This window comes from Allobosea sp. UNC402CLCol (assembly GCF_000745475.1).
GTDB lineage: Bacteria > Pseudomonadota > Alphaproteobacteria > Rhizobiales > Beijerinckiaceae > Allobosea > Allobosea spartocytisi.
This window is the reverse complement of record NZ_JQJJ01000010.1, coordinates 124274-148022: the sequence shown is the minus strand read 5'-3', so window position 1 is coordinate 148022 and position 23749 is coordinate 124274. Positions and strand designations below refer to the sequence as shown.

The 23749-nt window shown below is 66.0% G+C and carries 23 protein-coding genes and 1 tRNA gene; 17 read left to right on the top strand and 7 right to left on the bottom strand.

From position 1 onward, the window contains the following. Nucleotides 1-161: 161 nt before the first annotated feature. The 4 genes from GY40_RS12720 to serA all read left to right on the top strand — a co-directional run bounded on the left by GY40_RS12720 (nt 162) and on the right by serA (nt 4257). Nucleotides 162-677, top strand: coding sequence for an invasion associated locus B family protein (locus GY40_RS12720; protein WP_038362839.1), 516 nt, complete (start codon nt 162-164; stop codon nt 675-677). Nucleotides 678-1455: 778 nt separating this feature from the next. Continuing rightward, entirely contained in the window at nt 1456-2436 is a 981-nt protein-coding gene (locus GY40_RS12715; protein ID WP_038362837.1) for an SPFH domain-containing protein, read from the top strand. A 7-nt stretch (nt 2437-2443) separates the two neighbouring features. Then, nucleotides 2444-2890: an NfeD family protein gene (locus GY40_RS12710; RefSeq protein WP_038362835.1), complete on the top strand. Its 447-nt coding sequence runs from the start codon at nt 2444-2446 to the stop codon at nt 2888-2890. A gap of 107 nt (nt 2891-2997) precedes the next feature. After that, nucleotides 2998-4257, top strand: a complete 1260-nt coding sequence (serA, locus tag GY40_RS12705; protein WP_038362834.1) for a phosphoglycerate dehydrogenase — start codon at nt 2998-3000, stop codon at nt 4255-4257. A 9-nt stretch (nt 4258-4266) separates the two neighbouring features. Here serA and GY40_RS12700 read toward each other — a convergent pair whose 3' ends face one another. Further along, nucleotides 4267-4449 carry a hypothetical protein gene (locus GY40_RS12700; protein WP_038362832.1) on the bottom strand — a complete coding sequence of 61 codons (183 nt, stop codon included), beginning with the start codon at nt 4447-4449 and terminating at the stop codon, nt 4267-4269. Nucleotides 4450-4656: 207 nt separating this feature from the next. Here GY40_RS12700 and GY40_RS12695 point away from each other — a divergent pair, with 207 nt between their 5' ends. Next, nucleotides 4657-5664 carry an LLM class flavin-dependent oxidoreductase gene (locus GY40_RS12695; RefSeq protein ID WP_038362830.1) on the top strand — a complete coding sequence of 336 codons (1008 nt, stop codon included), beginning with the start codon at nt 4657-4659 and terminating at the stop codon, nt 5662-5664. Between the two features lie 142 nt (nt 5665-5806). After that, nucleotides 5807-6274, top strand: a complete 468-nt coding sequence (locus tag GY40_RS12690; RefSeq protein WP_051987919.1) for a Fur family transcriptional regulator — start codon at nt 5807-5809, stop codon at nt 6272-6274. Nucleotides 6275-6280: 6 nt separating this feature from the next. Here the strand turns inward: GY40_RS12690 and GY40_RS12685 are convergent, their stop codons facing one another. Beyond that, entirely contained in the window at nt 6281-6553 is a 273-nt protein-coding gene (locus GY40_RS12685) for a GNAT family N-acetyltransferase (RefSeq protein ID WP_038362828.1), read from the bottom strand. A 24-nt stretch (nt 6554-6577) separates the two neighbouring features. After that, nucleotides 6578-8293 (bottom strand): OpgD/OpgG family glucan biosynthesis protein, encoded by a 1716-nt coding sequence (locus GY40_RS12680; RefSeq protein WP_081925358.1) that lies wholly within the window; start codon nt 8291-8293, stop codon nt 6578-6580. Between the two features lie 274 nt (nt 8294-8567). Here GY40_RS12680 and GY40_RS12675 point away from each other — a divergent pair, with 274 nt between their 5' ends. From GY40_RS12675 to GY40_RS12640, 8 genes are all read left to right on the top strand, one after another. Next, the gene (locus GY40_RS12675; protein ID WP_038362826.1) at nt 8568-9128 is read left to right on the top strand and encodes a glyoxalase superfamily protein; all 561 of its coding nucleotides are present in this window, start codon (nt 8568-8570) and stop codon (nt 9126-9128) included. A 569-nt stretch (nt 9129-9697) separates the two neighbouring features. Beyond that, complete coding sequence (locus GY40_RS12670) at nt 9698-10843, top strand: type III PLP-dependent enzyme (protein ID WP_038362824.1); 1146 nt, start codon at nt 9698-9700, stop codon at nt 10841-10843. 229 nt (nt 10844-11072) lie between these two features. Then, nucleotides 11073-11600, top strand: coding sequence for a GNAT family N-acetyltransferase (locus tag GY40_RS12665; protein WP_038362822.1), 528 nt, complete (start codon nt 11073-11075; stop codon nt 11598-11600). Nucleotides 11601-11712: 112 nt separating this feature from the next. Next, nucleotides 11713-12648, top strand: a complete 936-nt coding sequence (locus GY40_RS12660) for a carbohydrate ABC transporter permease (RefSeq protein WP_081925357.1) — start codon at nt 11713-11715, stop codon at nt 12646-12648. After that, a complete protein-coding gene (locus GY40_RS12655) occupies nt 12645-13478 on the top strand; it encodes a carbohydrate ABC transporter permease (protein WP_038362820.1) in 834 nt (277 codons plus the stop codon). The genes GY40_RS12660 and GY40_RS12655 overlap by 4 nt, the downstream gene beginning before the upstream one ends. 11 nt (nt 13479-13489) lie before the next feature. Beyond that, nucleotides 13490-14821, top strand: coding sequence for an ABC transporter substrate-binding protein (locus GY40_RS12650; protein WP_038362818.1), 1332 nt, complete (start codon nt 13490-13492; stop codon nt 14819-14821). Between the two features lie 107 nt (nt 14822-14928). Continuing rightward, on the top strand, nt 14929-15759 hold the full coding sequence (locus GY40_RS12645; protein ID WP_038362816.1) for a phosphodiesterase: 831 nt from the start codon (nt 14929-14931) through the stop codon (nt 15757-15759). Between the two features lie 117 nt (nt 15760-15876). Continuing rightward, nucleotides 15877-17313 carry a homospermidine synthase gene (locus tag GY40_RS12640; RefSeq protein ID WP_038362814.1) on the top strand — a complete coding sequence of 479 codons (1437 nt, stop codon included), beginning with the start codon at nt 15877-15879 and terminating at the stop codon, nt 17311-17313. 116 nt (nt 17314-17429) lie between these two features. Here the strand turns inward: GY40_RS12640 and GY40_RS12635 are convergent, their stop codons facing one another. The 4 genes from GY40_RS12635 to GY40_RS12620 form a co-directional block, all read right to left on the bottom strand. Further along, nucleotides 17430-18827 carry an MFS transporter gene (locus GY40_RS12635; RefSeq protein WP_051988148.1) on the bottom strand — a complete coding sequence of 466 codons (1398 nt, stop codon included), beginning with the start codon at nt 18825-18827 and terminating at the stop codon, nt 17430-17432. Nucleotides 18828-18835: 8 nt separating this feature from the next. Beyond that, nucleotides 18836-19507 (bottom strand): LON peptidase substrate-binding domain-containing protein, encoded by a 672-nt coding sequence (locus tag GY40_RS12630; protein WP_038362810.1) that lies wholly within the window; start codon nt 19505-19507, stop codon nt 18836-18838. Nucleotides 19508-19522: 15 nt separating this feature from the next. After that, nucleotides 19523-20422, bottom strand: a complete 900-nt coding sequence (gene trxA, locus GY40_RS12625; protein ID WP_038362808.1) for a thioredoxin — start codon at nt 20420-20422, stop codon at nt 19523-19525. A 95-nt stretch (nt 20423-20517) separates the two neighbouring features. After that, on the bottom strand, nt 20518-21057 hold the full coding sequence (locus tag GY40_RS12620; protein WP_038362806.1) for a prolyl-tRNA synthetase associated domain-containing protein: 540 nt from the start codon (nt 21055-21057) through the stop codon (nt 20518-20520). Nucleotides 21058-21335: 278 nt separating this feature from the next. On the opposite strand from GY40_RS12620, the gene GY40_RS12615 reads away from it, so the two are divergent. From GY40_RS12615 to GY40_RS12610, 3 genes are all read left to right on the top strand, one after another. After that, nucleotides 21336-21410: transfer RNA gene (locus tag GY40_RS12615), tRNA-Gly, on the top strand. A gap of 518 nt (nt 21411-21928) precedes the next feature. Beyond that, nucleotides 21929-22531, top strand: coding sequence for a DUF262 domain-containing protein (locus GY40_RS27970; protein WP_197062745.1), 603 nt, complete (start codon nt 21929-21931; stop codon nt 22529-22531). A gap of 5 nt (nt 22532-22536) precedes the next feature. Next, a complete protein-coding gene (locus GY40_RS12610; RefSeq protein ID WP_197062744.1) occupies nt 22537-23721 on the top strand; it encodes a hypothetical protein in 1185 nt (394 codons plus the stop codon). Nucleotides 23722-23749 lie beyond the last annotated feature (28 nt).

Sequence of the window (23749 nt, the reverse complement as noted above, 5' to 3'; positions counted from 1 at the left end):
TCGTCATGCCCGGCTCCGGCCGGGCATTGTCGTTTTGGCTCGGCGCATGGGCGGCTCGCAGCTGCGCCTGCGCCTGATGGACGCACGGATTCGTGAGGTCATGTTTACGCCTCGGTAAGGCTCTTCTTTCCAAGTTGCGCGCTGCGAAAGGAGATGAACGGATGATCAAGACAACGCTTTCGGCAATCTGCCTGGCTTTGCTGACGAGCACGGGTGCTGAAGCGGCTTCCGCCAAATCGCTCGGACAGTTCAACGCCTGGAGTGCGGCAGCCTACGACAAGGACAATTCGACCCGTTGCTTCATCATGAGCAGCCCCACGGCCGAGAATCCGTCGGGCTTGCGTCACGGCGAGGTCTTCTTCTTCGTCCAGACGGGAAATAACGGCACCAATACGGAATCGAGTTTCCAGACGGGCTACAGCTTCGCCACGAACTCGACCGTCACCGTCACCATCGGCGACGAGGAGTTCCGCATGCTGACCGAGGGCAACAACGCCTGGCTCGAGAAGGTCGAGCGTGAGCCCGCCCTTCTCGCGGCGATGCGCGCGGGCAGCGACATGGTGCTCGAAGCCCGCTCGGCCCGTGGCAACGCCACGAGCTACACCTTCTCGCTCGCCGGCGTCACCGCCGCCTCACGCCTGCTCCAGCGCTGCGACACGGCAGCGGCACAGAGCTAGGACATCGGTGGCGTTCGCGGCTCCGATGCAAGGCGCGGGGAACTCCTCTCCCGAATGGGAGAGGGGCAGGGGTGAGGGACCGCCGCTTCTCGCCAAGGCACGACGCGGCCGCCGCGCCTTCTGCGGAAAGCACACACCCTCATCCGGCGCTCCGCGCCACCTTCTCCCACCCGGGAGAAGGAAGGGGCCGTCGCACTTTCCCTGCAAACTTATCCCCGCCCTCCCACATCGCGCCTATCCTCGGACCACCTCATCCCCGAGGGGCAGCCATCCGGAGGTGTGCCGTTGGTGGGGATGAGGTCGGCGCCTGCGGGTGGAGTCACGATCCACTCCCGGGAGGCTTCGGGGCACCGCCCTGGGGACATTACGATCCCTGTGCGAGGAGCTCGCTGGGAACGGCCGATGGCATCACGCCTTCGTCCCATGCCCGAGTAGACGCGACAAGGCGATGAGCCGAACTGGCGTCGAAAAGGCTCGCGGCGAAGGATGGCCGCAGGCCCGATAAGCGCGGCCCGGAGACTTAAAGAACGCCGGCAAGCGGAGCGCCACGGGGCGTGCGGAAGGTGGCTCAATCCTTCCGCGCCGCATCCTGGCTCAATGGAAGCGGCCTGATACCCAACCGCGCCTCGCGGCGCTCCGCTGCCCCTCACCACCACCGAACGCGGCGACGCGGGCGGGCGAAGACGTTTGCGCCCGCGCTTGCATCCGCCCGCCACAACCGCCAGTTTGGGCCGCTGCCGGCAAAGACGAGCAGGCCTAACGCGGCGGGGGAAACGGAATGGATCTGTCGGGCTTCAATATTGCGGTCATCGTCGTGGTGGCGCTGGTGATCCTGACGATCGCGCGCGGCGTCCGCACCGTTCCACAGGGCTTCAACTACACCGTCGAGCGCTTCGGCCGTTATTCGCGCACGCTGAGCGCCGGCCTCGGGCTGATCGTCCCCTATATCGATCGCATCGGCCACAAGGTGAATGTCATGGAGCAGGTGCTCGACATTCCCTCGCAGGAGGCGATCACCAAGGACAATGCCGGCGTGCGCATCGACGCCGCCGCCTTCTACCAGGTGCTCGACGCGGCCAAGGCCTGCTACGAGGTGTCCTCGCTCAACGATGCGCTGATGGTCCTGACCATGACCAATATCCGCACCGTCGTCGGCTCGATGGACCTCGACCAGCTCCTCTCCCATCGCGACGAGATCAACGAGCGGCTGCTGCGCGTGATGGACGCCGCCGCCTCGCCCTGGGGTGTCAAGGTCACGCGCATCGAGATCCGCGACATCCTGCCGCCGGCCGACATCGCCGGCGCGATGAACCGGCAGATGAAGGCCGAGCGCGAGAAGCGCGCCGCGATCCTGGAAGCGGAAGGCCTGCGCCAGGCCGAGATCCTCAAGGCCGAGGGCCAGAAGCAGTCGCAGATCCTCGCCGCCGAGGGCCGCAAGGAATCGGCGCTGCGCGACGCCGAAGCGCGCGAGCGGCTGGCGCAGGCGGAAGCAGCGGCGACCGCCATGGTCTCAGAGGCGATCGGCAAGGGCGACATCCAGGCCGCCAACTTCCTGATCGCCGAGCGCTATACCGATGCGCTGAAGGCCATCGCGACCGGCCCCAACAGCAAGGTGGTGATCGTGCCGATCGAGGCGGCCTCCCTTGCCGGCACGGTCGGCGGCATCGCCCAGCTGACCAAGGCCGTCTTCGGCGAGGACGCCGTCGCGGCGCGGCGCAATTCGGGCTCGGTTCCGCCGGCCGGGCGCGCGAATAGCTGAGGTCGCCATGCCCGACTGGCTCCTCACCCATAATGGCTGGCTCTGGGCCATTCTCGGCCTCGTCCTCATCGGCGGCGAGATCCTGGCGCCGGGCGTCTTCCTGATCTGGCTCGGCCTCGCCGCGCTCGTCACTGGCGCGGTCGTCGGCATCTTCGGCCTCGGCTGGCAGGCGGCCTCGATCGTCTTCGCGATCCTCGCCATCGCCAGCGTCGCCGCCGGGCGGCTATTGACCCGCCGCCGCGGCGAGGAGCCCGATGCGGCGACCGGGCTCAACGACCGCGGCCGCCAGCTCATCGGCAAGGTCTTCCGGCTGGAAGCAACGATGACCGGCGGCGAAGGGCGCGTCCGCGTCGGCGATTCCTCCTGGCGGATCATCGGCCCCGAGCTGCTGGCGGGCACGGAGGTCAAGGTCGTACGCGTCGAAGGCTCGACGCTGGTGATCGAGAAGGCATGAGGTTTTTGCATCGCTTGCGGCGTTTCGCGCGTCAGCGTTGCATCTAGGGCGTTGGCCTCGCGCCCGGCGAGGACTATAGCAACCGCTCCTTCACGAGCGCGAATTCCATGACCCCTGCCAGCGAACGCCTCTCCCTTCCCAAGGACCGCATCAAGGTCCTGCTGCTGGAAGGCATCAACGATTCCGCCGTCGCGCTGCTGACGCAGGCCGGCTACTCCAATCTGGAGCGGCTGCCCAAGGCGCTCGACAAGGCGGCGCTGATCGAGAAGATCCGGGGCGTGCATGTCCTCGGCATCCGCTCGCGCACCCAACTCACGCCGGAGATCTTCGCCGCCGCCGACCGGCTCTTCGCCGTCGGCTGCTTCTCGGTCGGCACCAACCAGGTCGATCTGGAGGCCGCGCGCCAGCAGGGCGTGCCGGTCTTCAACGCGCCCTTCTCCAACACCCGCAGCGTCGCCGAATTGACCATCGGCGAGATCGTCATGCTGCTGCGCCGCATCCCCGATCGTTCGCGCTCGGCCCATGAGGGCGGCTGGGACAAGTCGGCCGAGGGCTCCTTCGAGGTGCGCGGCAAGACGCTCGGCATCGTCGGCTACGGCAATATCGGCAGCCAGCTCTCGACGCTGGCCGAGGCGATGGGCATGCGCGTGATCTATTACGATCACACCGACCGCCTGCGCCACGGCAACACCGAGCCGGTCGGCAGCCTGGCGGAACTGCTCGGCTCGGCCGACATCGTCTCGCTGCACGTTCCCGAGACGCCGCAGACCCACGGCATGATCGGCGCCGAGCAGCTCGCCCAGATGAATCGCGGCAGCTACCTCATCAACAATTCGCGCGGCACGGTCGTCGATCTCGACGCGCTGGCGGCGGCGCTGAAGAGCGGCCATCTTGCCGGCGCTGCGGTCGACGTCTTCCCGGTCGAGCCCGCCTCCAACGCCGAACGCTTCGTCTCGCCGCTGCAGGGCTGTGCCAACGTCATCCTGACGCCCCATATCGGCGGCTCGACCGAGGAGGCGCAGGAGCGCATCGGCGCCGAGGTGGCGCGCAAGCTCGTCGATTATTCCGATGTCGGCGCGACCGTGGGCGCGGTCAACTTCCCGCAGGTGCAGATCCCGGCCCGGTCCGTCGGCACGCGCTTCATCCATGTCCAGCGCAATGTTCCCGGCATGCTCAGGCGCCTCAACGACGTCTTCGCCAATCGCCAGGTCAACATCGCCGCGCAGAACTATCACACCGATGGCGAGGTCGGTTACGCGGTCATCGAGGCCGACGGCGTCACCAGCAGCGAAGCGAGCGACATCCTGCGCGAGATCCGCGCGCTCGACGGCACGATCCGCGCCCGCCTGCTCTACCAGCGCGGCTGATCCGCCGCGTCAGCGCTTTCCCCGGCCGCCGGGCTTGGTCGGCGTCTGGGTCGCGACGGGGTCGCTGGCCGGGAAGGTATCCTTCAGCGCCCGGTTGAGTTCGGCGTCCTTGCCGTGCTCGCGCTCGGCCTTGCGCTGCTCCTTCTGCTCCTTGCGCAAGCTCTCCTTGGCCGGATTGGCAGTCGTAGTCATGGGTTGCCCCCCTTTCGATGGCGCCGCGCGGAAACGCGGCCGTCATCTGGGCAACGCGTCAGCTTTGCGCCCGTTCCGCCAGAACGCCAGCGCAGGCGCGCCATGACGAAGCGCTGGCGCCTCTGGACCGCGACGCCCATCCTTCCCATCTGGTGAGGCCACGCCATCGTCGCCGGCTCGCTCCGGCACCAGCCAGCAGGGCCCGCCATGGTCGCGATCTCCGTCCTCGATCTCGTTCCCGTCGTCGAAGGGGAAGGCCCGCGCGAGGCGCTGCTGAAGTCGATCGACCTCGCCCGCCATGCCGAGGCGCTGGGCTTCTCCCGCTACTGGGTGGCCGAGCACCACAACATGGTCGGCATCGCCAGCGCCGCGACCTCGGTGGTGATCGGCCAGCTCGCCGCCGCCACGAAGACGATGCGGATCGGTGCCGGCGGCATCATGCTGCCGAATCATGCTCCCCTCGTCATCGCCGAGCAGTTCGGCACGCTGGAGGCGCTCTTTCCCGGCCGCATCGATCTCGGCCTCGGCCGCGCCCCCGGCACCGACCAGCTCACGCTCAGGGCGCTGCGCCGCAGCCCGATGTCCTCCGACAGCTTCCCGCAGGATGTGCTGGAATTGCAGGCGCTCTTCGCCCCGGCCGGCCCTAACCAGGCGATCCGCGCGGTGCCCGGTGAAGGGCTGAACGTGCCGCTCTGGATTCTCGGCTCCAGCCTGTTCGGCGCGCAGCTCGCCGCCGAGCTCGGCCTGCCCTACTCCTTCGCCTCGCATTTCGCCCCGGACGCGCTGATGCAGGCGCTCGCCGTCTATCGCGAGCGCTTCAAGCCCTCCGAGCAATTGCAGTCCTCCTACGCCATGCCCGGCATCAACGTCGTCGCGGCCGAGACGGATGAGGAGGCGCGTCATCTCGCGACCTCGCTGCAGCAGCGTTTCGTCGGCATGGTCCGCGGCGCGCGCGGCAAGCTCCAGCCGCCGATCGACGATATCGAGCAGTACTGGAGCCCGGCCGAGAAGGCGCATGTCTCGCAGATGCTGCGCTATGCCTTCATCGGATCGCCCGAGACGTTGCGGCGCGAGCTCGGCGCCTTCGTCGCCAATACCGGCGCCGACGAGATCATGGTCACGGCCCCGATCTTCGACCATGAGAAGCGCAAGCGCTCCTTCGAGATCGTCGCCGAACTGGCCCCTGAGCTCGCGAAGGCGCGCGGCGTCGCGTGACGCGCAGGGCCGGATTTGCGGCCGGACAACGCGCTCATGATCCAGATGGGAATGACACGCATTCGCGATTTTAATGCGAATGCTTATGACTTCTAAAAAGGCAGCTTTTGCAAATAGCCGCGCTCATTGCTATGGGCTGAGCATGAGTGAAACCGACCGGCGCGTTGCCGTTTTCGAAAGCCAGTTGAAGGGGGCGGGCCTGCGCATGACGCAGCAGCGCCGCCTGATCCTGCGCGTGCTGGCCGAGGCCGACGATCATCCCGACGCGAAGGGCATCTTCACGCGCGCCTTCGCGCAGGATCCGACGCTCTCGCTCTCGACCGTCTACCGCACCATGAAGGTGCTGGAATCGCAGGGCGCGATCGAGCGGCACGCCTTCGAGGACGGCATCTCGCGCTATGAGCACGCCGACCAGCAGCACCACGACCATCTCATCGACGTCGATACCGGCGACGTGATCGAGTTCTCCTCGGATGCGATCGAGGAGCTGCAGCGGCGCATCGCGGCCGAACTCGGCTACGAGCTCGTCCGCCACCGGCTCGAACTCTACGGCCGCAAGAAGCAACCCGCGCGCAAGGGCCGCAAGGAGCCGGGCCCCAGGGAACGCTGAGCCCGCTCAGCCGTCGACGATGTCATCGTATTCCGGATGCTTCGCGACCCAGGCCTTAAGGAACGGGCAGCGCACCACCGCCTTGCGCCCGCTCGCCCGGATCAGCTCGAACACGCCCTTGGCCAGCCGCGAGCCGACGCCCTGGCCGGAGAACTGCTCGGGCACCTCGGTATGGATCAGGACGAGCCGGTTGCCATCCATCCGATAGGCGACAACCGCAGTGCCGCCCTCGAGAGCGAGCTCGAAGCGGTTCTCTTCCGGTTTCTCGACGACGTCCATCGCGTCTCTCCTTGGCGGCCCGTGCTATTGGCCCGGCTTCTGCTGGGCCGGCGCTGACGGCGGGGCCGGCTGCGGTTGCGCCGGGGGCGGCTGGTCGGACTGCGCTTGCGGCGAAGGCTGGGCCGGCTGCTGCGGGGCGGGCTTCTCGCTGGCCTCCGCGCGCCACGGATAGCTCCAGGTTTCCGTCAGCGTCTTGGGGCCGCTCTTCAGGAAGGCGCGCATCTCGGCGAGCTGCCCCGGCTCGCCGGTGATGTCGACGAAGGCGCGGAAACCGTTGATCTTCGGGTTCGGCACCAGGAACGCGCGATCGATCTTGCCGCGGGTGATCGACGGCACGATCTCCACCTTGTCCGGCTGCTTGAGATGGTAATCGAGATCGCCGCCGGCGAAATCGACGATGAAGCGGCGCGCGCCGTCCGCCACCGGCTCGACCGAGCCGAGCGCCTTCGGCGCCGCCTGGAAGGTGTTGACCACGCGCCCGCCGGGATGGAGATCGCTGGAATCCAGCATCGCCGTCAGCCGGTAGCCGAAGGCGAATTCCTTGCCCGGCTCCAGCGGTGTCTTCGGCGTCCACTGCACGACGACATTGTCGTTGCTCTCATCGGTCGTCGGCATCTCGATCAGCTCGATCACGCCCTCGCCCCAGTCGCCCTGCGGCTCGACCCAGTAGGACGGCCGGCGCTCATAGGCGAGGTCGAGATCCTGGTAGTGCTCGAAATTGCGGTCGCGCTGCATCAGGCCGAAGCCGCGCGGACTGCGCTCGACGAAGGCGGAGACCGCCTGCTGCTTCGGGTTGCGCAGCGGCCGCCACAGCCACTCGCCCGAGCCCGAATGGATCATCAGCCCGTCGGAATCGTGCAGCTCCGGGCGGTAATCCTCGAAGAAGCGGCGGTCGTTCTCGCCGGTGAAGAACATCGAGGTCAGCGGCGCGAGCCCGAGCCTCTCGATCGGCTTGCGCGGGATGAGCGTCGCCGCGACCTCGACCAGCGTGTCGACATCCGGATAGATCGTGAAGCGATAGGCGCCGGTCAGCGAAGGCGAATCGAGCAGCGCGTTGACGACGATCCGCTCCGCATTCGCGGCAGGCTGCTCGACCCAGAACTCGCGGAAGACCGGGAATTCCTCGCTGTTCGTGCCTGCCCCGATGGCGAGCCCGCGCGCCGACAGCCCGTAGCGCTGTTCGCGGCCGAGCACGCGGAAGTAGCTCGCGCCGATGAAGGCGATCAATTCGTCGAGGACGCGCGGATCGTTGAGCGGGTAGTGCAGCCGGAAGCCGGCGAAGCCGAGATTGACCGGCAGCGGCTTGTCGAACTTGACCTTGCCGTAGTCGAACAGATTGGCCGAATAGGGCACCGGCGTCGGCACGCCGTCGCGCACCACATTGACCGTGACCGGCCGGGTGAACAGGAAGCCCGGATGGAACATCTGCATCCGGAAGGGCGAGCCGTTCTGCGCGAGCAGGGCCCGGTCCGGGCGGAAGCGGATGTCGCGCCAGGAATCGTAGTCGAGCCGCGCAAGCGGCTCGGGCAGGGCCGCCGGCGGCTCATAGGCGACGGCGGCGACCTCGCGCGCCCGGCGCTGCACGTCCTCGAAGCCGAAGCGCGGCTGTGGCGGCGTCTGCGGCGGCGGCACCGGGTTCGGATTCTGCGGTTGCTGTGCGAGCAGGGCGGACGGAGCCGCCGAAAGGCACAGCATGGCGGAAATCCCGCCAAGGACGCGGCGGCGGTCAAACTTCGTCATCTCTCGTCCGTCTACTGGGTACCGGTTGTCGCGGAGGCGCCTGCGCCAGCGACTTAACGCCATGAAATGGGGCCGGTCTAGGGCAGCGCGATTGACAAGACATGAAGAGATGGCAACCTTTGCCCCCGGCCGGATGCGGCCAGCCGCTCGCGCCCCTTGGGCATGGTGAACGCATCCCTTGAGACGACGCTGTCCTGATCCCGCTCTCCCCGCGGACGGATATCGGCAAGGCGAGCCCCGATCGTTTCCGTCCCGAACGAGAAGGATCACGACGATGCGCGATTTCCGCGACGCGAAGCTGATGGCGAAAAGCCTGCGCGAGGCCATGGCCGCCAGGCAGGTTCAGCTGACCCATTCCGAGACCCTCGAGATCGTGGCGCGCCAGTTCGGCCATGACGACTGGAACGTGCTGGCGGCCAGGATCGGCGAGGCCGGGCCGGCCATGCCGGCCGAAAAGCCCGCCGAAGCCGTGCGCCTGCGGATGGGCATCCCGATCCTGCGCATCTTCGACGAAGCCAAGGCAAAGGAGTTCTATCTCGACTTCCTCGGCTTCCGCATGGACTGGGACCATCGCTTCGGGCCGAACACGCCGCTCTATATGCAGGTTTCGCGCTCCGGGCTCGAGCTCCATCTCTCCGAGCATCACGGCGACGCCAGCCCCGGCTCGACCGTCTTCGTCTGGATGGACGGCATCGACGCCCTCCATGCGGAGCTGATCGCAAAGCGCTATACCTATTCGCGGCCGGGCATCGAGGAGGATGCGCCGGGCGGGCGCACCCTGCAGGTGCCGGACCCGTTCGGCAATCGAATCCGCTTCTGCGAGAAGCGCGGCTAACCCATAGCCGGCACAGCGCTTTCCGCCGTTAACCCGTTCCCGGAGGCGCGCAGATCCGCCCTGCAAAAAAATGCGGCTTCGGGTTCACAAAACACTTGTGGTCCGGGGTCGCTATCCGTATATCGCGTTCACCCAATTCGCACGTGCCTGTGGCCGCGTGCTGGTCGGTGGGCATCCGGACAAGAGGCCGGACAGCCGCCAGGGGTTGGAGGACGGATGGAGGGGATGGACATCCCTCAAATCACGCCTCCCAGTCTCCGCAAGGAGATTGTTCCCCGACACAGACCAGCAGCCGGAGGCAAAACCGGCGAACCCCGAATCTCCACGGGGGACGCAGCTTAAAGCAACGACGGAGCGGGCTTTTTTGGTCTCGTTGGTCCTCCAAAGGCCAACACCGAAGAGGCTTGTCCTTCATTGCCGGCCGTGCGGGGTCTTCCCCAATCGAACGGTGTTTCGGGTCCGGACGTTTCGTCCGCTGTCGCCGGCGTCTCCACAGCGCCTCGCGACGGCAGCGATTCATTCGGCGATACATCGCATCGGCGCCGCTTGCGCCGGGGGAGTCGCGCGTCATGACCGACCGCATCCGTGAGTTTCTTCGTACCCGCCGCGAGGACGGGCCCTGCGTCGTCATCGATACCGATGTCGTGCGCGAGAACTATCACGCCTTCGCCCGTGCGCTGCCCGACACCCGCGTCTTCTACGCGGTGAAGGCCAACCCGGCGCCGGAGGTGCTTGCCCTGCTCGCCAAGCTCGGCTCCTGCTTCGACTGCGCCTCGGTCGTCGAGATCGAGCTCGCGCTCGCCGCCGGCGCCACCGCCGACCGCATCTCCTTCGGCAACACCATCAAGAAGGAGCGCGACGTCGTGCGCGCCATGGAGCTCGGCGTGCGCCTCTTCGCCGTCGACTGCACGGCCGAGGTCGAGAAGGTCGCCCGCTCGGCGGACAAGACCGGCACGAAGGAAGCGCGCATCTTCTGCCGCATCCTCTGCGACGGTGCCGGCGCCGACTGGCCGCTCTCGCGCAAGTTCGGCTGCGTGCCGGAGATGGCGGCGGATGTGCTCGAGCACGGCCATCGCCTGGGCCTGACCGCCTATGGCATCTCGTTCCATGTCGGTTCGCAGCAGGCCAATGTGAACGCCTGGGATTCCGCCCTGGCCTCGGCCTCGGCGGTCTTCAAGGAGTGCGCCACCCGTGGCATCTCGCTGTCGATGGTCAACCTCGGCGGCGGCTTCCCGGCGCGCTACCTGAAGCCGATTCCGGGCGTGCCCTCCTATGGCGACGCGATCTTCCGGGCGCTGTCGAAGCATTTCGGCAACCAGCTGCCCGAGACGATCATCGAGCCGGGCCGCGGCATGGTCGGCGAAGCCGGCCTGATCGAGGCCGAGGTCGTGCTGATCTCGAAGAAGGCCGAGGACGACAAGGTCCGCTGGGTCTATCTCGACATCGGCAAGTTCAACGGCCTGGCCGAGACGATGGACGAGGCGATCCGTTATCCCATCCGCACGGAGCGCGATGGCGATACGACGGTTCCCTGCGTGCTCGCCGGCCCGACCTGCGACTCGGTCGACGTCATGTACGAGAAGACCCCGTACATGCTGCCCTTCTCGCTGGAGATCGGCGACAAGGTGCTGATCGAGGGCACGGGCGCCTATACGACGACCTATTCGGCCGTCGCCTTCAACGGCTTCCCGCCGCTGAGGCAGTACGTCATCTGACCTGGGAGGGCTGACCGGCCCTCCCTCACCAATCGGGTCCGGCGAAGCGCCCTGTCCGAAACGGCAGGCTGCCCAGCGAAATCCGGGCGGAGCGACCGCGTCTCCAGAATGGAGCGCGGGCGTGGCTCCCGCCGGACCCCTCTTCCCACATCCTGTTCTGCTTGTGGCCGCGTTCGCGCGGCGCCGGGAAGGCCCGCCAGGAAGCGGGCGCTCCGGCCGGAGGTGCGTCATGATCCGGATCCGCGACGAAATCGCTGCCGATGTTCCCGCCCGCGAGGCGCTGCTCGACCGTTGCCTCGGCGAACGCCGCGCTGCCAAGTCGAGCGAGCGCCTGCGCGAAGGCCGCTTGTCGGCGGAAGGGCTCGCCCTGACCGCCGAGCTGGACGGCGAGATCGTCGGCACGGTCCGACTCTGGCATGTCGAAGCCAATGGCGTGCCGGCGCTCATGCTCGGTCCGCTCGCGGTGAAGCCCGAGCTTCAGGGCGAGGGCCTCGGCAAGATGCTGATGCGCGAGGCGCTCTGGCGCGCGGCTTGCCGTGGCCATGGCGCGGTCATCCTCGTCGGCGACGCATCCTATTACGCCCGCTTCGGCTTCGATCCGGCGCTGACCCGCGACCTCGCCATGCCCGGCCCGGTCGAGCGCGAGCGCTTCCTCGCCATCGAATTGCGCGACGGCGCGCTCAATGGCGCGCAGGGCGTGCTCATCGCGACCGGCGAACTGGCCGAAGGTGTTGTGCCGCTGCGCAAGGCAGCCTGAAATATAGACAGCGCACCCCGCGACATGCGGGGTTCGTCACCGAGCTGTCATCCCACCGTGACGGCTCCGTCACCGACCCCGGCCATGACCGCGCCCCAAGACGGGACGCATCATGGCCGACACCATCATCGCAAGCCAGCCGACACCGGCATGGCGCCTGGCGATCAGGCACCCACGCCGGAAGACGCTCGTCGCCTTCGGCCTGCTCGCGCCTTCGCTCGTGCTGCTGGCGCTGTTCACCTACTGGCCGATCATCCAGTTGACCTGGCAGTCGCTGCACGGCCAGCAGCGTGTCGGCGGGCCGCAGGTCTATACCGGCCTGAAGAACTTCGCCGATCTCGTCGCTGACCCCGCGTTCCGCAAGGCGCTGGTCAACAATCTGATCTATGCCTTCGGCACGGTGCTGCCGAGCCTCGTGCTGGCGCTGGGCTTCGCGCTGGCGCTGGCGCGCTCGAACCGCATCAACACCGTGCTGCGTTCGCTGTTCTTCCTGCCGGTGCTGCTGCCGCTCGTCGCCGCCGCCTCGATCTTCCTGTTCCTGTTCCTGCCCAATGTCGGGCTTCTCGACTACTACCTCGCCAAGCTCGCCCTCTCCGGCCCGAACTGGCTCGGCGACCCCGATGTCGCGCTCTGGTCGATCATGGTGCTGACGATCTGGAAGAACGCCGGCTACTACATGCTGTTCTTCCTCGCCGGGTTGCAGGCGATTCCGGCGGACGCCAACGAGGCGGCGATCCTCGAAGGCGCCAATCCCTGGCAGCGCCTGCGCTATGTCACCCTGCCCTATCTCAAGCCCACCATCGGCTTCGTCCTCGTCATCGGCCTGACCAATGTCGTGACGCAGGTCGACCACGTCTTCGTGCTGACCAAGGGCGGCCCGGCCGACGCCACCAACCTGCTGCTGTTCTACGTCTACCAGCAGGCGGTCGAGAATTATGAGCCGGGCCGGGCGGCCGCCGGCTCGCTGGCGATGCTCGGGCTCCTGCTGGCGCTGACGGCGGCTTCGCTGCGCACTCTCGAGCGCTCCTTCGGGGAGCCGGAATCATGAGCGTCGCCAATCGCGAGATCTCGCCGAAGCTCGGCTATGGCGCGACATTGCTGGTCGCCGCGCTCTGGGCCGTGCCGTTCCTCTGGATGCTGGTCGCGGCCTTCAACCCGGAGAGCACCGGCGCCGGCATGGCCGCGCTGATCCCGGACTATGTGCCGAGCCTCGCCAATTTCGCCGAGGCCTGGGGGCTCGCCGATTTCCCACGCTACGGCCTCAACACCGCGATCATCAGCTTCGGCATCCTGGCGGTGCAGTTCGTCACGATCACGCTGGCGGGCTATGCCTTCGCGCGGATCGACTTCCCCGGCCGCAGCTTCTGTTTCTATCTGTTCCTGACGCAGCTCATGCTGGCGCCGGTCGCGCTGATCGTGCCCAATCTGGTGACGATTGCCTCGCTCGGCCTCTATGACAGCCTGCTCGGCGTGATGGCGCCCTATTTCGCCTCCGCCTTCGGCACCTTCCTGATGCGGCAGGCCTTCCGCGCGATCCCGCGCGAGCTGGAGGAAGCCGCGCTGATCGACGGCGCTTCCATCGGGCAGCGCATCCGCCTGATCTACCTTCCGCTGGCCAAGCCCTCGCTGATCGCCTTCGCGATCGTCTCGGTCACCAGCCACTGGAACGAGTTCCTCTGGCCGCTGATGGTGATCAATTCGCCCGATCTGCGCCCGCTCACCGTCGGGCTCGCCACCTTCACCCGTGGCGCCGAGGGCGCGCAGGCCTGGGGCGTCATCGCGGCGGGCACGCTCATCGTCAGCGCGCCGCTGATCCTCGCCTTCGTCCTGTTCCAGCGCGCCTTCGTCAACTCCTTCGTCTCCTCCGGCATCAAATAGAGGATTGCCCCATGACGACCACCCGCCGTTCCCTTCTCGCCGGCGCCGCGCTTGCCGCCACCTTCGCAATGACGCCGGCTTTCGGACAGTCCCCGACCGAGATCGAGCTGTTCTTCCCGGTTCCCGTCGACGGGCAGCTCGCCCGCGACATGGCCACCCTGATCAAGGAGTTCAACGAGGGCCATCCGGCGATCAAGGTGACGCCGGTCTATACCGGCTCCTATGACGAGACCCTGATCAAGACCCGCGCCGCGATGAAGGCCGGCAAGCCGCCGGCGGTCTCGATCATGTCCGCGAACTTCCTGCGCGACCTCCAGATCGAGGGCGAGATCCAGCCGCTCGACACGCTGATCAAGGCCGACGGCAAGAGCAACGACCAGTTCATGGGCCAGTTCTTCCCGGCGCTCTCCGGCAATGCCGTGCTCGACCGCTCGGTCTATGGCGTGCCCTTCCACAACTCGACGCCGATCCTCTACATCAACGCCGAGCATTTCAAGGAAGTCGGGCTCGACCCCGAGAATCCGCCGAAGAACTGGGCCGAGCTCGCCGCCGCCGCCGCGAAGCTGACCAAGCGCGAGGGCGACCGCGTCACGCGCTGGGGTATCGCGATCCCCTCGCAATACGACACCGGCGGCTGGCTGCTGCAGGCGCTGACCTATTCCAATGGCGGGCGCTGGTTCAACGTCGATTATGCCGGCGAGGTCTATTACGACGAGCCCTCGACGCTGGGCGCGCTGACCTTCTGGAGCGACCTCGTCAAGAACAAGGTCCTGCAGCCCGGCGTGCAGCAGAACGGCGCGGTCTCGACCGCTTTCCTCTCCGGCCAGGCCTCGATGATGCTGCATTCGACCGGCTCGCTCACCTTCGTGCGCAGCAATGCCAAGTTCCCGCTCAAGGTCGCCTTCGTGCCGAAGAACCTGCAGAATCAGGTTCCGATCGGCGGCGCCTCGCTGGTGGTTCCGACAGGCGTCGAGGGCGAGCGCCGCAAGGCCGCCTGGACGCTGATCAACTGGATGACCAGCCCTGAGAAATCGGGCTGGTGGAGCCGCGCCACCGGCTATTTCGCGCCGAATATGCAGGCCTATGAACTGCCCGAGATGAAGGCCTTCCTCGACAAGAACCCTGACGCCAAGGTTGCTGTCGACCAGCTCGCCTATGCCAGGCCGTGGTTCGCCACCTACAAGACCGTGCCGGTCCGCAAGGCGGTCGAGGACGAGCTCGCCAATGTCCTCTCCGGCAAGAAGTCGCCGAAGGAGGCGCTTGTCGCCGCCCAGAAGGCCGCCGACGAGATCATGAAGCCTTATGTCGAGCAGACCGCGCTGAAGCTGCCCGGCAGCAACTGATCGCGCATAGCGCCATGCCCGGGCCTGTCCCGGGCATCCTTCTTTTGACCTTCCGCCTGAAATGGCCGGGCCCAGGCCCGGCCATGACGGCATTCCGGACACCGCCCATGCTCATCGCCCATCTCACCGACCTGCATATCCGCCCGCGCGGCAAGCCGGCCTATCGCGTCTCCGAGACCAATGCGCTGACCGAGCGCGCCATCGACGCGATCGCGGCGCTGCGCCCGCGCCCCGATCTCGTGGTGATCACCGGCGACCTGACCGATTGCGGCCTGCCGGAGGAATATGCGCTGCTGGAAGCCATGCTGCGCCGATTGCCGATGCCGGTGCTGCTGGTGCCCGGCAATCACGACCGCCGCGAGACGCTGCTCGCCGGCCTGAGCTTCGACCCGCGCAGCCTGCGCGAGGACGGCTTCGTCCAGTTCTGCGCCGATCTCGGCCTGATGCGCTTGATCGGCATCGACACGCTGCTGCCGGGCCAGAGCGCCGGCGCGCTCTGCGGGACGCGGCTCGCCTTCCTCGACAAGGCGCTGACCGAGGCACAGGGGCGTCCGGTGGCGATCTTCATGCACCACCCGCCCTTCGATTGCGGCATCCGCCACATGGACGCCATCCGCCTGCTCGAGGGCGCCGAGGAATTCGCGGCCATCGTCGCGCGCCATCCCAATGTCGAGCGCATCCTGTGCGGCCATCACCACCGCCCGATCGTGACGCGTTTCGCCGGCACCCTCGCCCAGATCGCCCCCTCGGTCACTCATCAGGTCACGCTCGACCTGACCGAGGAGGGCGCCGCGACCTTCCATATGGAGCCGCCGGCCTATCTCCTGCACAGCTACGACCCGGTCGCCGGCTTCGTCAGCCACACGGCCTATGTCGAACGCTATCCCGGCCCCTACCCCTTCGTGCTCGACGCCGATTATCCGGGCGCGCATGCCTGAATCCGGCGCGGGCGGACCTGGCGCATCGGTCCGATGCTGCCGCGGCTGTTGACGCCGGGGCCGCCCGCCCATACCAGCCTTCGCTTCAATGTTTCCCGAACCCAGGAGTTCAAAAGAATGACGGATTGGCCCGTATACGGCGAGATCACCGGCCCGATCGTGATGATCGGCTTCGGCTCGATCGGCCGCGGGACGCTGCCGATGATCGAACGGCATTTCAAATACGACAAGAGCCGCTTCGTGGTGATCGCGCCGGACGACGAGAACCGGGCGCTCCTCGATGAGCGTGGCATCCGCTTCATCCAGGAAGCGCTGACGCCCGAGAACTACAAGGCGCTGCTCGAACCGCTGCTGACGGCCGGCGGAGGACAGGGTTTCTGCGTGAACCTGTCCTGCGACACCGGCTCGCGCGACCTGATGGAATTCTGCTCCAGCTTAGGGGCGCTTTATATCGACACCGTCAACGAGCCCTGGCTCGGCTTCTATTTCGACGAGAGCAAGGGGCCGGGCGAGCGTTCGAACTATGCCCTGCGCGAGATGACGCTGGCCGCCAAGCGCGCCCGTCAGCCTGGTTCGACGACGGCCATTTCCTGCTGCGGCGCCAATCCGGGCATGGCCTCCTGGCTCGCCAAGAAGGCCCTGCTGAACGTCGCCGCCGACATGCGCCTCAACGTGCCGCAGCCGAAGACCCGCGAGGAATGGGCCGCGCTGATGAAGCAGGTCGGCGTCAAGGGCATCCATATCGCCGAGCGCGACACGCAGCGTTCGAAGAACCCCAAGCCGCCCGGCGTCTTCGTCAACACCTGGTCGGTCGAGGGCTTCATCTCCGAGGGCGTGCAGCCGGCCGAGCTCGGCTGGGGCACCCATGAGAAATGGATGCCGGAGAATGCCCGCACCCACGAGACCGGCTCCCAGGCCGCGATCTACCTGATGCAGCCCGGCGCCGAGACCAAGGTGCGCAGCTGGTGCCCGACGCCGGGCCCGCAATACGGCTTCCTGGTGACGCATAACGAGTCGATCTCGATCGCGGACTATTTCACCGTGCGCGACGAGAGCGGCAAGGCGATCTACCGGCCGACCTGCCACTACGCCTATCACCCTGCGAACGATGCGGTGCTCTCGCTCCACGAGATGTTCGGCAATGCCGGCCGTCCGCAGGAGAAGCACCACATCCTCGAGGAGAACGAGGTCGTCGACGGCATCGACGAGCTCGGCGTGCTGCTCTACGGCCACGACAAGGGCGCCTACTGGTTCGGCTCGCAGCTCTCCACCGAGGAAGCCCGCAAGCTCGCTCCCTATCAGACCGCGACCGGCCTGCAGGTCACCTCGGCCGTGCTCGCCGGCATGGTCTGGGCGCTCGAGAATCCCAATGCCGGCATCGTCGAGGTCGAGGAGATGGATCTCGACCGCTGCCTGGGAATCCAGATGCCCTATCTCGGTCCGGTGAAGGGCTATTACACCGACTGGACCCCGCTCGACGGCCGCCCGGGCCTGTTCCCGGAGGACATCGATACCAGCGATCCCTGGCAGTTCAGGAACATCCTGGTTCGGTAAGGCTGGATGTCATTCTCGGGCGCCGCGGAGCGGCGACCCGAGACTCATGACGAGAGACAGCTGGTTTCAAAGATGCTCGGGTCAGGCCCGAGCATGACGGCGGTGACAGACGGGCGCTACGGCGCCCGTTTCACGTTAACACCCGCCAAAAGCGCCCCGCCCGCCAGGAAGAACACGATCAGCACCGCCAGGCCCGCGCGCTGGCTGGCGAAAACGCTCGTCGCCAGCGCGACCAGCGTCGGCCCCATGAAGGACGTCACCTTCCCCGACAGGGCGAAGAGCCCGAAGAACTCGCCGATCCGCCCTTCCGGCGCGAGCCGCGCCAGCAGGCTGCGCGAAGCCGCCTGCATGGGCCCGGCGACGAGGCCGATCAGCAGGCCGAGGCCGAGATAGACCTTCTCCGGCAGCGAGGCATAGAGTCCGTCGCCCGGGACAGGCGGGGCGGCCGGGACCACAAACAGGATATGGTCGGCGCTCAGCGAGAGAATGCCGAGGCAGGCGAAGAGCAGGCAGGCGATCGAGCCCAGGATCACCGGCTTGCCGCCGATGGCATCGTCGAGCTTGCCACCGAGCCAGGCGCCGAGCGTGCCGGTGACGGTGAGCAGGATGCCGAAGACGCCGAGCTCGATGGTCTGCCAGCCGAAGACGCCGGCCGCATAGATGCCGCCGAAGGCGAAGAGCGCGACCAGCGCATCCTGGTAGATCATGTTCGCGAGCAGGAAACGCCCGAGCGCAGGCAGCTTGGGCAATTCCGCGATCGTCGCCTTGAGCCGCCCGACGCCGCCTTGCGCCGCTTCCTTGAGCCGCATCCCGGTTCGCGGCGAGTCGGGAGTGAGCAGGAACATCGGCGCGACGAAGACGATGAACCATAGCGCCGTCAGCGGCCCGGAGAAACGGTCGCCCTCGCGGCTGGCGGCATCGAGCCCGAAGATCGGCGACAGCCCGGCCAGCGTCTTGCCGGTATGCGGATCGGCCGCCAGCAGGCCAAGCGTCACCGCCAGCGAGAGAAGCCCGCCGAGATAGCCGACCGCCCAGCCCGTGCCGGAGAGCCAGCCCAGCCGCTCCGCCGGCACCAGCCGCGTCATCATCGCATTGTTGAAGGTCGTCGCGAATTCGGCGCCGACCGTCGCGATGACGAAGCCGGCGAGCGCGATCGTCACCGCCCATGGCGAGCCGGGCACCGCGAACCAGAGCATGGCCGAACCGATCACCAGCAGCGCCCCGAAGGCCGCGATCCAGGGCTTGCGCGGCCCCGTCCGGTCGGCGACGCCGCCGAGCAGCGGCGAGAGCAGCGCGATGCAGAAGCCGGCGAAGCCCGTGGCATAGCCCCACAGCGCCTGCCCCTCCGCCGCATCGCTCGCCAGGGCCGAGGCGAAGAACGGTGCGAAGACGAAGGTGGTGATCAGCGTGAAGAAAGGCTGCGCCGACCAGTCGAAGAAAATCCACGCCACGACCGCGCGCCGCGGCGGCCAGATCGACGGCGGCGCGACGGCAACCGGCTCGGACGAGGAAATGGCGGAGCTCACTGCAGCGTCGTGTCCGGATCGCCGCCGCCGCGCGCCAGCTCGATCTCGGTGATCGCCACCAGCACCTCGGCGCGCTCCTTGAGGCTGCGCGCCTCCAGCAGCGCCTGCTTCTCGCGCGGGCCGAAGGGGCACATCATCGCCAACGCGTTGACCAGCGCCTCGTTCGGCGCCTCATGGACGCCCTTCCAGTCGATCTTGAGGTCGTTTGCCTTGGCGAAGTCGCGCAACGCCTTGAGCAGCCCGTCGCGATCGACCGCCTCCTCGCCCGAGCGGGCGATGAAATCGACCGCGAAGGGCTCGTAATCCACCCGTCCCTGCCGGTAGGGCGTCACCACGGACAATTCCTCCACGATGCGGAAACGGCTGATGCCGGTCAGGCTGATGATGTAGCGATCGTCGCCGGTCTCGGCGAACTGGGTGATGCGGCCGAGACAGCCGACCCTGACCAGCGGCGGAATCTCGACGCGGCGACCGTCATCCGGCTCGGGCTGGATCATCCCGATGACGCGGTCGCCCCGGATCGCGTCATCGATCATCGCCAGATAGCGCGGCTCGAAGATATTGAGCGGCATCTGTCCGCGCGGGAGCAAGAGCGCGCCGGTCAAAGGGAAGAGCGGGATCACCTGCGGGCAATCCCCGGCCCCCTTGTAGACGGCGTTCATGCCCATCCGCGCATCCTCGCTTCAGGAAAACAGCAGGGTCGACAGCTTCCGGCGTCCGCCCACGCTTGCCTCGTCCATCGGCCCCCAGGCCTCGAAGAACTGGAGGAGCTGCTTGCGCGCGCCATCGTCGTTCCACTTCCTGTCGGCCTTGATGATGGCGATCAGATGGTCAACGGCCTCCTCGCGCTTGTCGCGCGCATTGAGCGCCAGCGCGAGATCGAAGCGCGCCTGATGGTCCTTCGGATCGGCGGCGACCTTCGCCTCGAGCTCGGCCGTGTCGCCGAGCGAGGCGGCCTGCTCGGCAAGCTCGATCGCGGCCCGCACGGCGGCGATCGCCTGGTCGTTCGCCTTCTCCTGCGGCGCCATGGCGAGGATGCCCTTGGCGCCCTCGATGTCGCCGGTGTCGAGATGCAGCCGCGAGAGCCCGGCGATGGCGCCGAGGTTCTCCGGCTCCAGCTGCAGGGCATGCCCGTAGAGCTCGCTCGCCCCGGCGGCATCGCCGGCCGCGAGCGCTTCCTGAGCCGCCGCGATCAGCTCCTCCGCCTCGCCCGGCCCGACCGGCCCGACCAGGCGCTCGATGAAGGCTTTCACCTGGCTTTCCGGCTGCGCGCCCATGAAACCGTCGATCGGCTGGCCCTGCTTGAAGGCGATGACGGCGGGAATCGACTGGATGCCGAGCTGGCCGGAGATCTGCGGGTGCTCGTCGATGTTCATCTTGACGAGCTTGACCTTGCCGCCGGCGGCCTTGACCGCCTTCTCGATGACGGGCGTCAGCTGCTTGCACGGCCCGCACCACGGCGCCCAGAAATCGACCAGCACCGGCTGCTGCATCGATTCGGCGATGACGTCCTGGCGGAAGCCCTGGGTGGTGGTGTCCTTGATCAGGCCGGGTTGCTCGGCCGCCTCGCCATTGACCAGCATGGGTCGCCCTTCGTGATGCCGTCGTTCCGACGTTCGGATTCGTGCGTTTTCAGCAATTGGCGGCCGCGACGCGGCCGCCCCTTAAATGGGGAGCTTTAGCCGTTCTGTCCATCGGGCGGCACCGGCAAATCGACGATCAGCGGCTCATGGCCGGTCTCGCGCAGGAAGGCGACGAGATCGTCCCGGCCGATGCGCAGGGTCGCGGTGTTGACCAGGGGATGGAAGTTGACCTCCTCGCCGGTCGTCAGATTGGCGTCGAGCACCATGGTCACCGCCCCTTCGCGATCGTTGACGACGGCAAAGGCCGTGACCGAGCCCGGCGTGACGCCCAGCTTCTCCAGCAGCAATTCGGCCGACCCGAAGGACAGCCGGCCGCTGGCGCCCAGCGTCTCGTGCAAGCGCTTCAGGTCGATGCGTGCGTCGGATTTGGCCGAGACCAGGAAGAGCCGGCCCTTCTTGTCCTTCAGGAACAGGTTCTTGGTCTGCAATCCGATCATCATGTCGCGATGCGGCGCGGTCTCCGCCACCGTGAACACGGCCGGATGGTCGGTGCGGTGGAACGCGATGCCGCTCGCCGCGAGGCGCGCGCACAGCTCCGCATCGGTCAGAGGGACGATATGGGACGTGGGAATCATGGCGGGGCGGGAAACCGTTTCAATCCGATCCGATCCGGCTCTAGACCATTTGAGGCGGCAGCGGAATCCGCATTTCCGGCAAGGACGGGCCGCGCCGCGCGCCGAGCCGTCTCCGGCCCGGAATCGACGGACCCCGCCCTCCGGCATTCCGAGGCGCGAAGCCGGTCCGCTGCGGGATTTATCGACAGGGGGCAAAAAAACTTTGCCGAAACGCTTGCACTCCGCAGCGCTTTGGGGCAATAACCCGGCCGCGCCGCCACGGCGTGACTGTCTCGGATGCGGGTGTAGCTCAGGGGTAGAGCACAACCTTGCCAAGGTTGGGGTCGAGGGTTCGAATCCCTTCGCCCGCTCCAGACAATCTCAGGACTTGAGAAGCATGCAAGCGTCGGGTTTCCCGGCGCTTTTTGCTTTTTGGACCCGGGCGGTTCGGAGCGATTTCCGATGGGCTCCGAAAGCCCGTGGTTACATCGCAGTTACAGGTACGTGCGATTGTGGTGGCGGTAGTGAAGCTCTGGGCTCTTGGATCGCCGCCCATTGCCATACGAGTGCCTGTACTTAACGGCATACTTATCTGTCTTGCCTTCGCGAACTTCGAGATATCCAACCGGCAACGCGGCTTGCGGGGGGAAGTTCGTCGTCTATGTCATCCGATAATGAACTGCTGACCGCTGCGAGCAATGCACACGCAGGACTTGGCAATAGCAACTGAGCGTCGCCTTCAGCCCTTCGCGCCAAAACGATAAGCCGGTACCCCGTCGCCTGACGCCGCAAGCGGCAAATGACAGCCCCCGACCGTGTCAGAACCACTGGAAATCCAACTCGAATACCTTATTGCTGGGCTCGGTAGAGGCGACTCAGGACGGCAGAAAAGATGGCAGCAGCACAACAAGAATTGATCGTCCGCGGCGAGCAGGTCGAACGCGTCTTTATCAACTTCCGAGATAACAAGTACGTCGTAAACAGGCGGTATCAGCGTAAACTGATCTGGACCATCGAAGAGAAGCAGAATTTTATTGATTCCATCACAAGAGGGTTCCCTGTTCCAATTATTCTGCTCGCCGAGCCGCTCGGACGCCAGGACGGTACTCTTGAGATTATCGATGGGATGCAGCGTTTGAACGCCATAACGTCCTTTATTGGGAATGAATTCCCAATTGACGGGGCCTATTTCGATCTGAATACGTTCGCGACGACGAAGGACCTCTTTGATCGCAATGTTGTCCAGCAGAAGACGCCGATCCTCGACCGGGAACGATGCCTCGCTGTAGCATCCTACCCGGTTCCTCTCTCGATCTACGAAGCCGCGCGCGGCGACTCGGTTGAGGAAGTCTTCCGGCGCATCAATTCTGGCGGCCGTCAGCTTTCTCGGCAGGAACTCCGGGCGGCAGGCGCGACAGATGCCTTCGCGAGTGCGTCCGGCAGATCTCCGCGCGAGTGCGCGGCGACACATCGAACTCCGACCTGCTTCTCCTAAGCGATATGAGTAAGATCAGCATCACAAACAGGGAGCTGGACTATGGAATCAGCGCCGACAGTGTTTTTTGGGTCGCGAACGGCATTTTGACGAAGGACCAGCTTCGCCAGAGCCGCGACGAGGAAATGGTCGCCGACCTCCTTGCCTACATGATCTCGGACGAGCCGGTGGCGTCCCGCACGGAGCTATTTGACGACTACTACGGGGCGACTTTCCCGATGACGACAAATAGTAAGGCGCGATTTGACGCTATCGACCAGGCCATCAGGAAGCGCAGCCCGGAGCTCGTCGACCTGGATTATCAACGCGTACAAGACGCACTGGCACTGCTCCTCAGTCAGGCTAAGGCCACGTTCGCTGGGCTAATATTTCCGAACGGGAACGGCGGCAACCCGGTGCCTCGCTACTTCCAAGCTGTTTTCCTTGCTCTTCACGACCTAATCGTCAAAAAAAGTATGGTTGTTTCGAATAGCGCGGGCCTAATATCGCGACTGACGGATTGCGGGAAGAGCATCGACATCCAAGATGGCGGAAGGTGGGGTGCGGAGAACCGCAGCAAGACTGTCGACTCCGTAGTCGGCTGGATTCAGGCGTTCTTCGAAGATGATAAAAACCCAGATCCAGCGAAGGTCCATTGGGTCACAAAATTCCAGAATCTGCTTACCAATTCCATGACCGAGCAGGCAGCTTACGATTTCAAGCAGGGTTTTTACACTCTAAACACGACCCCGTCCTTCGATGATGCCTCCTTCGACAAGATCATGGAGACCTGTGCCGCGATTGCCAACATCGGCAAGGGCCACAAGGGCTACGTGCTTGTTGGAGTTGCAGAGAATGCCCAGACCGCGGCAAGGGTTGAGAAGATCTTCGGCGTCCAGCCGCTTTCTTTTGGAGGTTTTTACATAACCGGAGTGGATCACGAGGCGAAGTATGTCGGAAGGAATCTCGATCAGCTATTCCAAGATATCACTGAACGCGTCGGTCGCTCCGCGCTATCGGAACCACTTAAATCTTACGTTAACTCTCACGTCAAATGCGTTCAGTATTATGACAAGACTGTTTTTGTCTTTGAAATACTTGGTCAGAACAACCCTTCGCACTGGGGAGGGAAGTGGCCAGAACGGCAAGGTCCGCAGGTTAAAGAAGTTCCCGCCGATCGTATGGGCGCGCTGTTCGAGCGCTTCAAGTGACGACATAGCTGCATTGAGCTTTCGCATG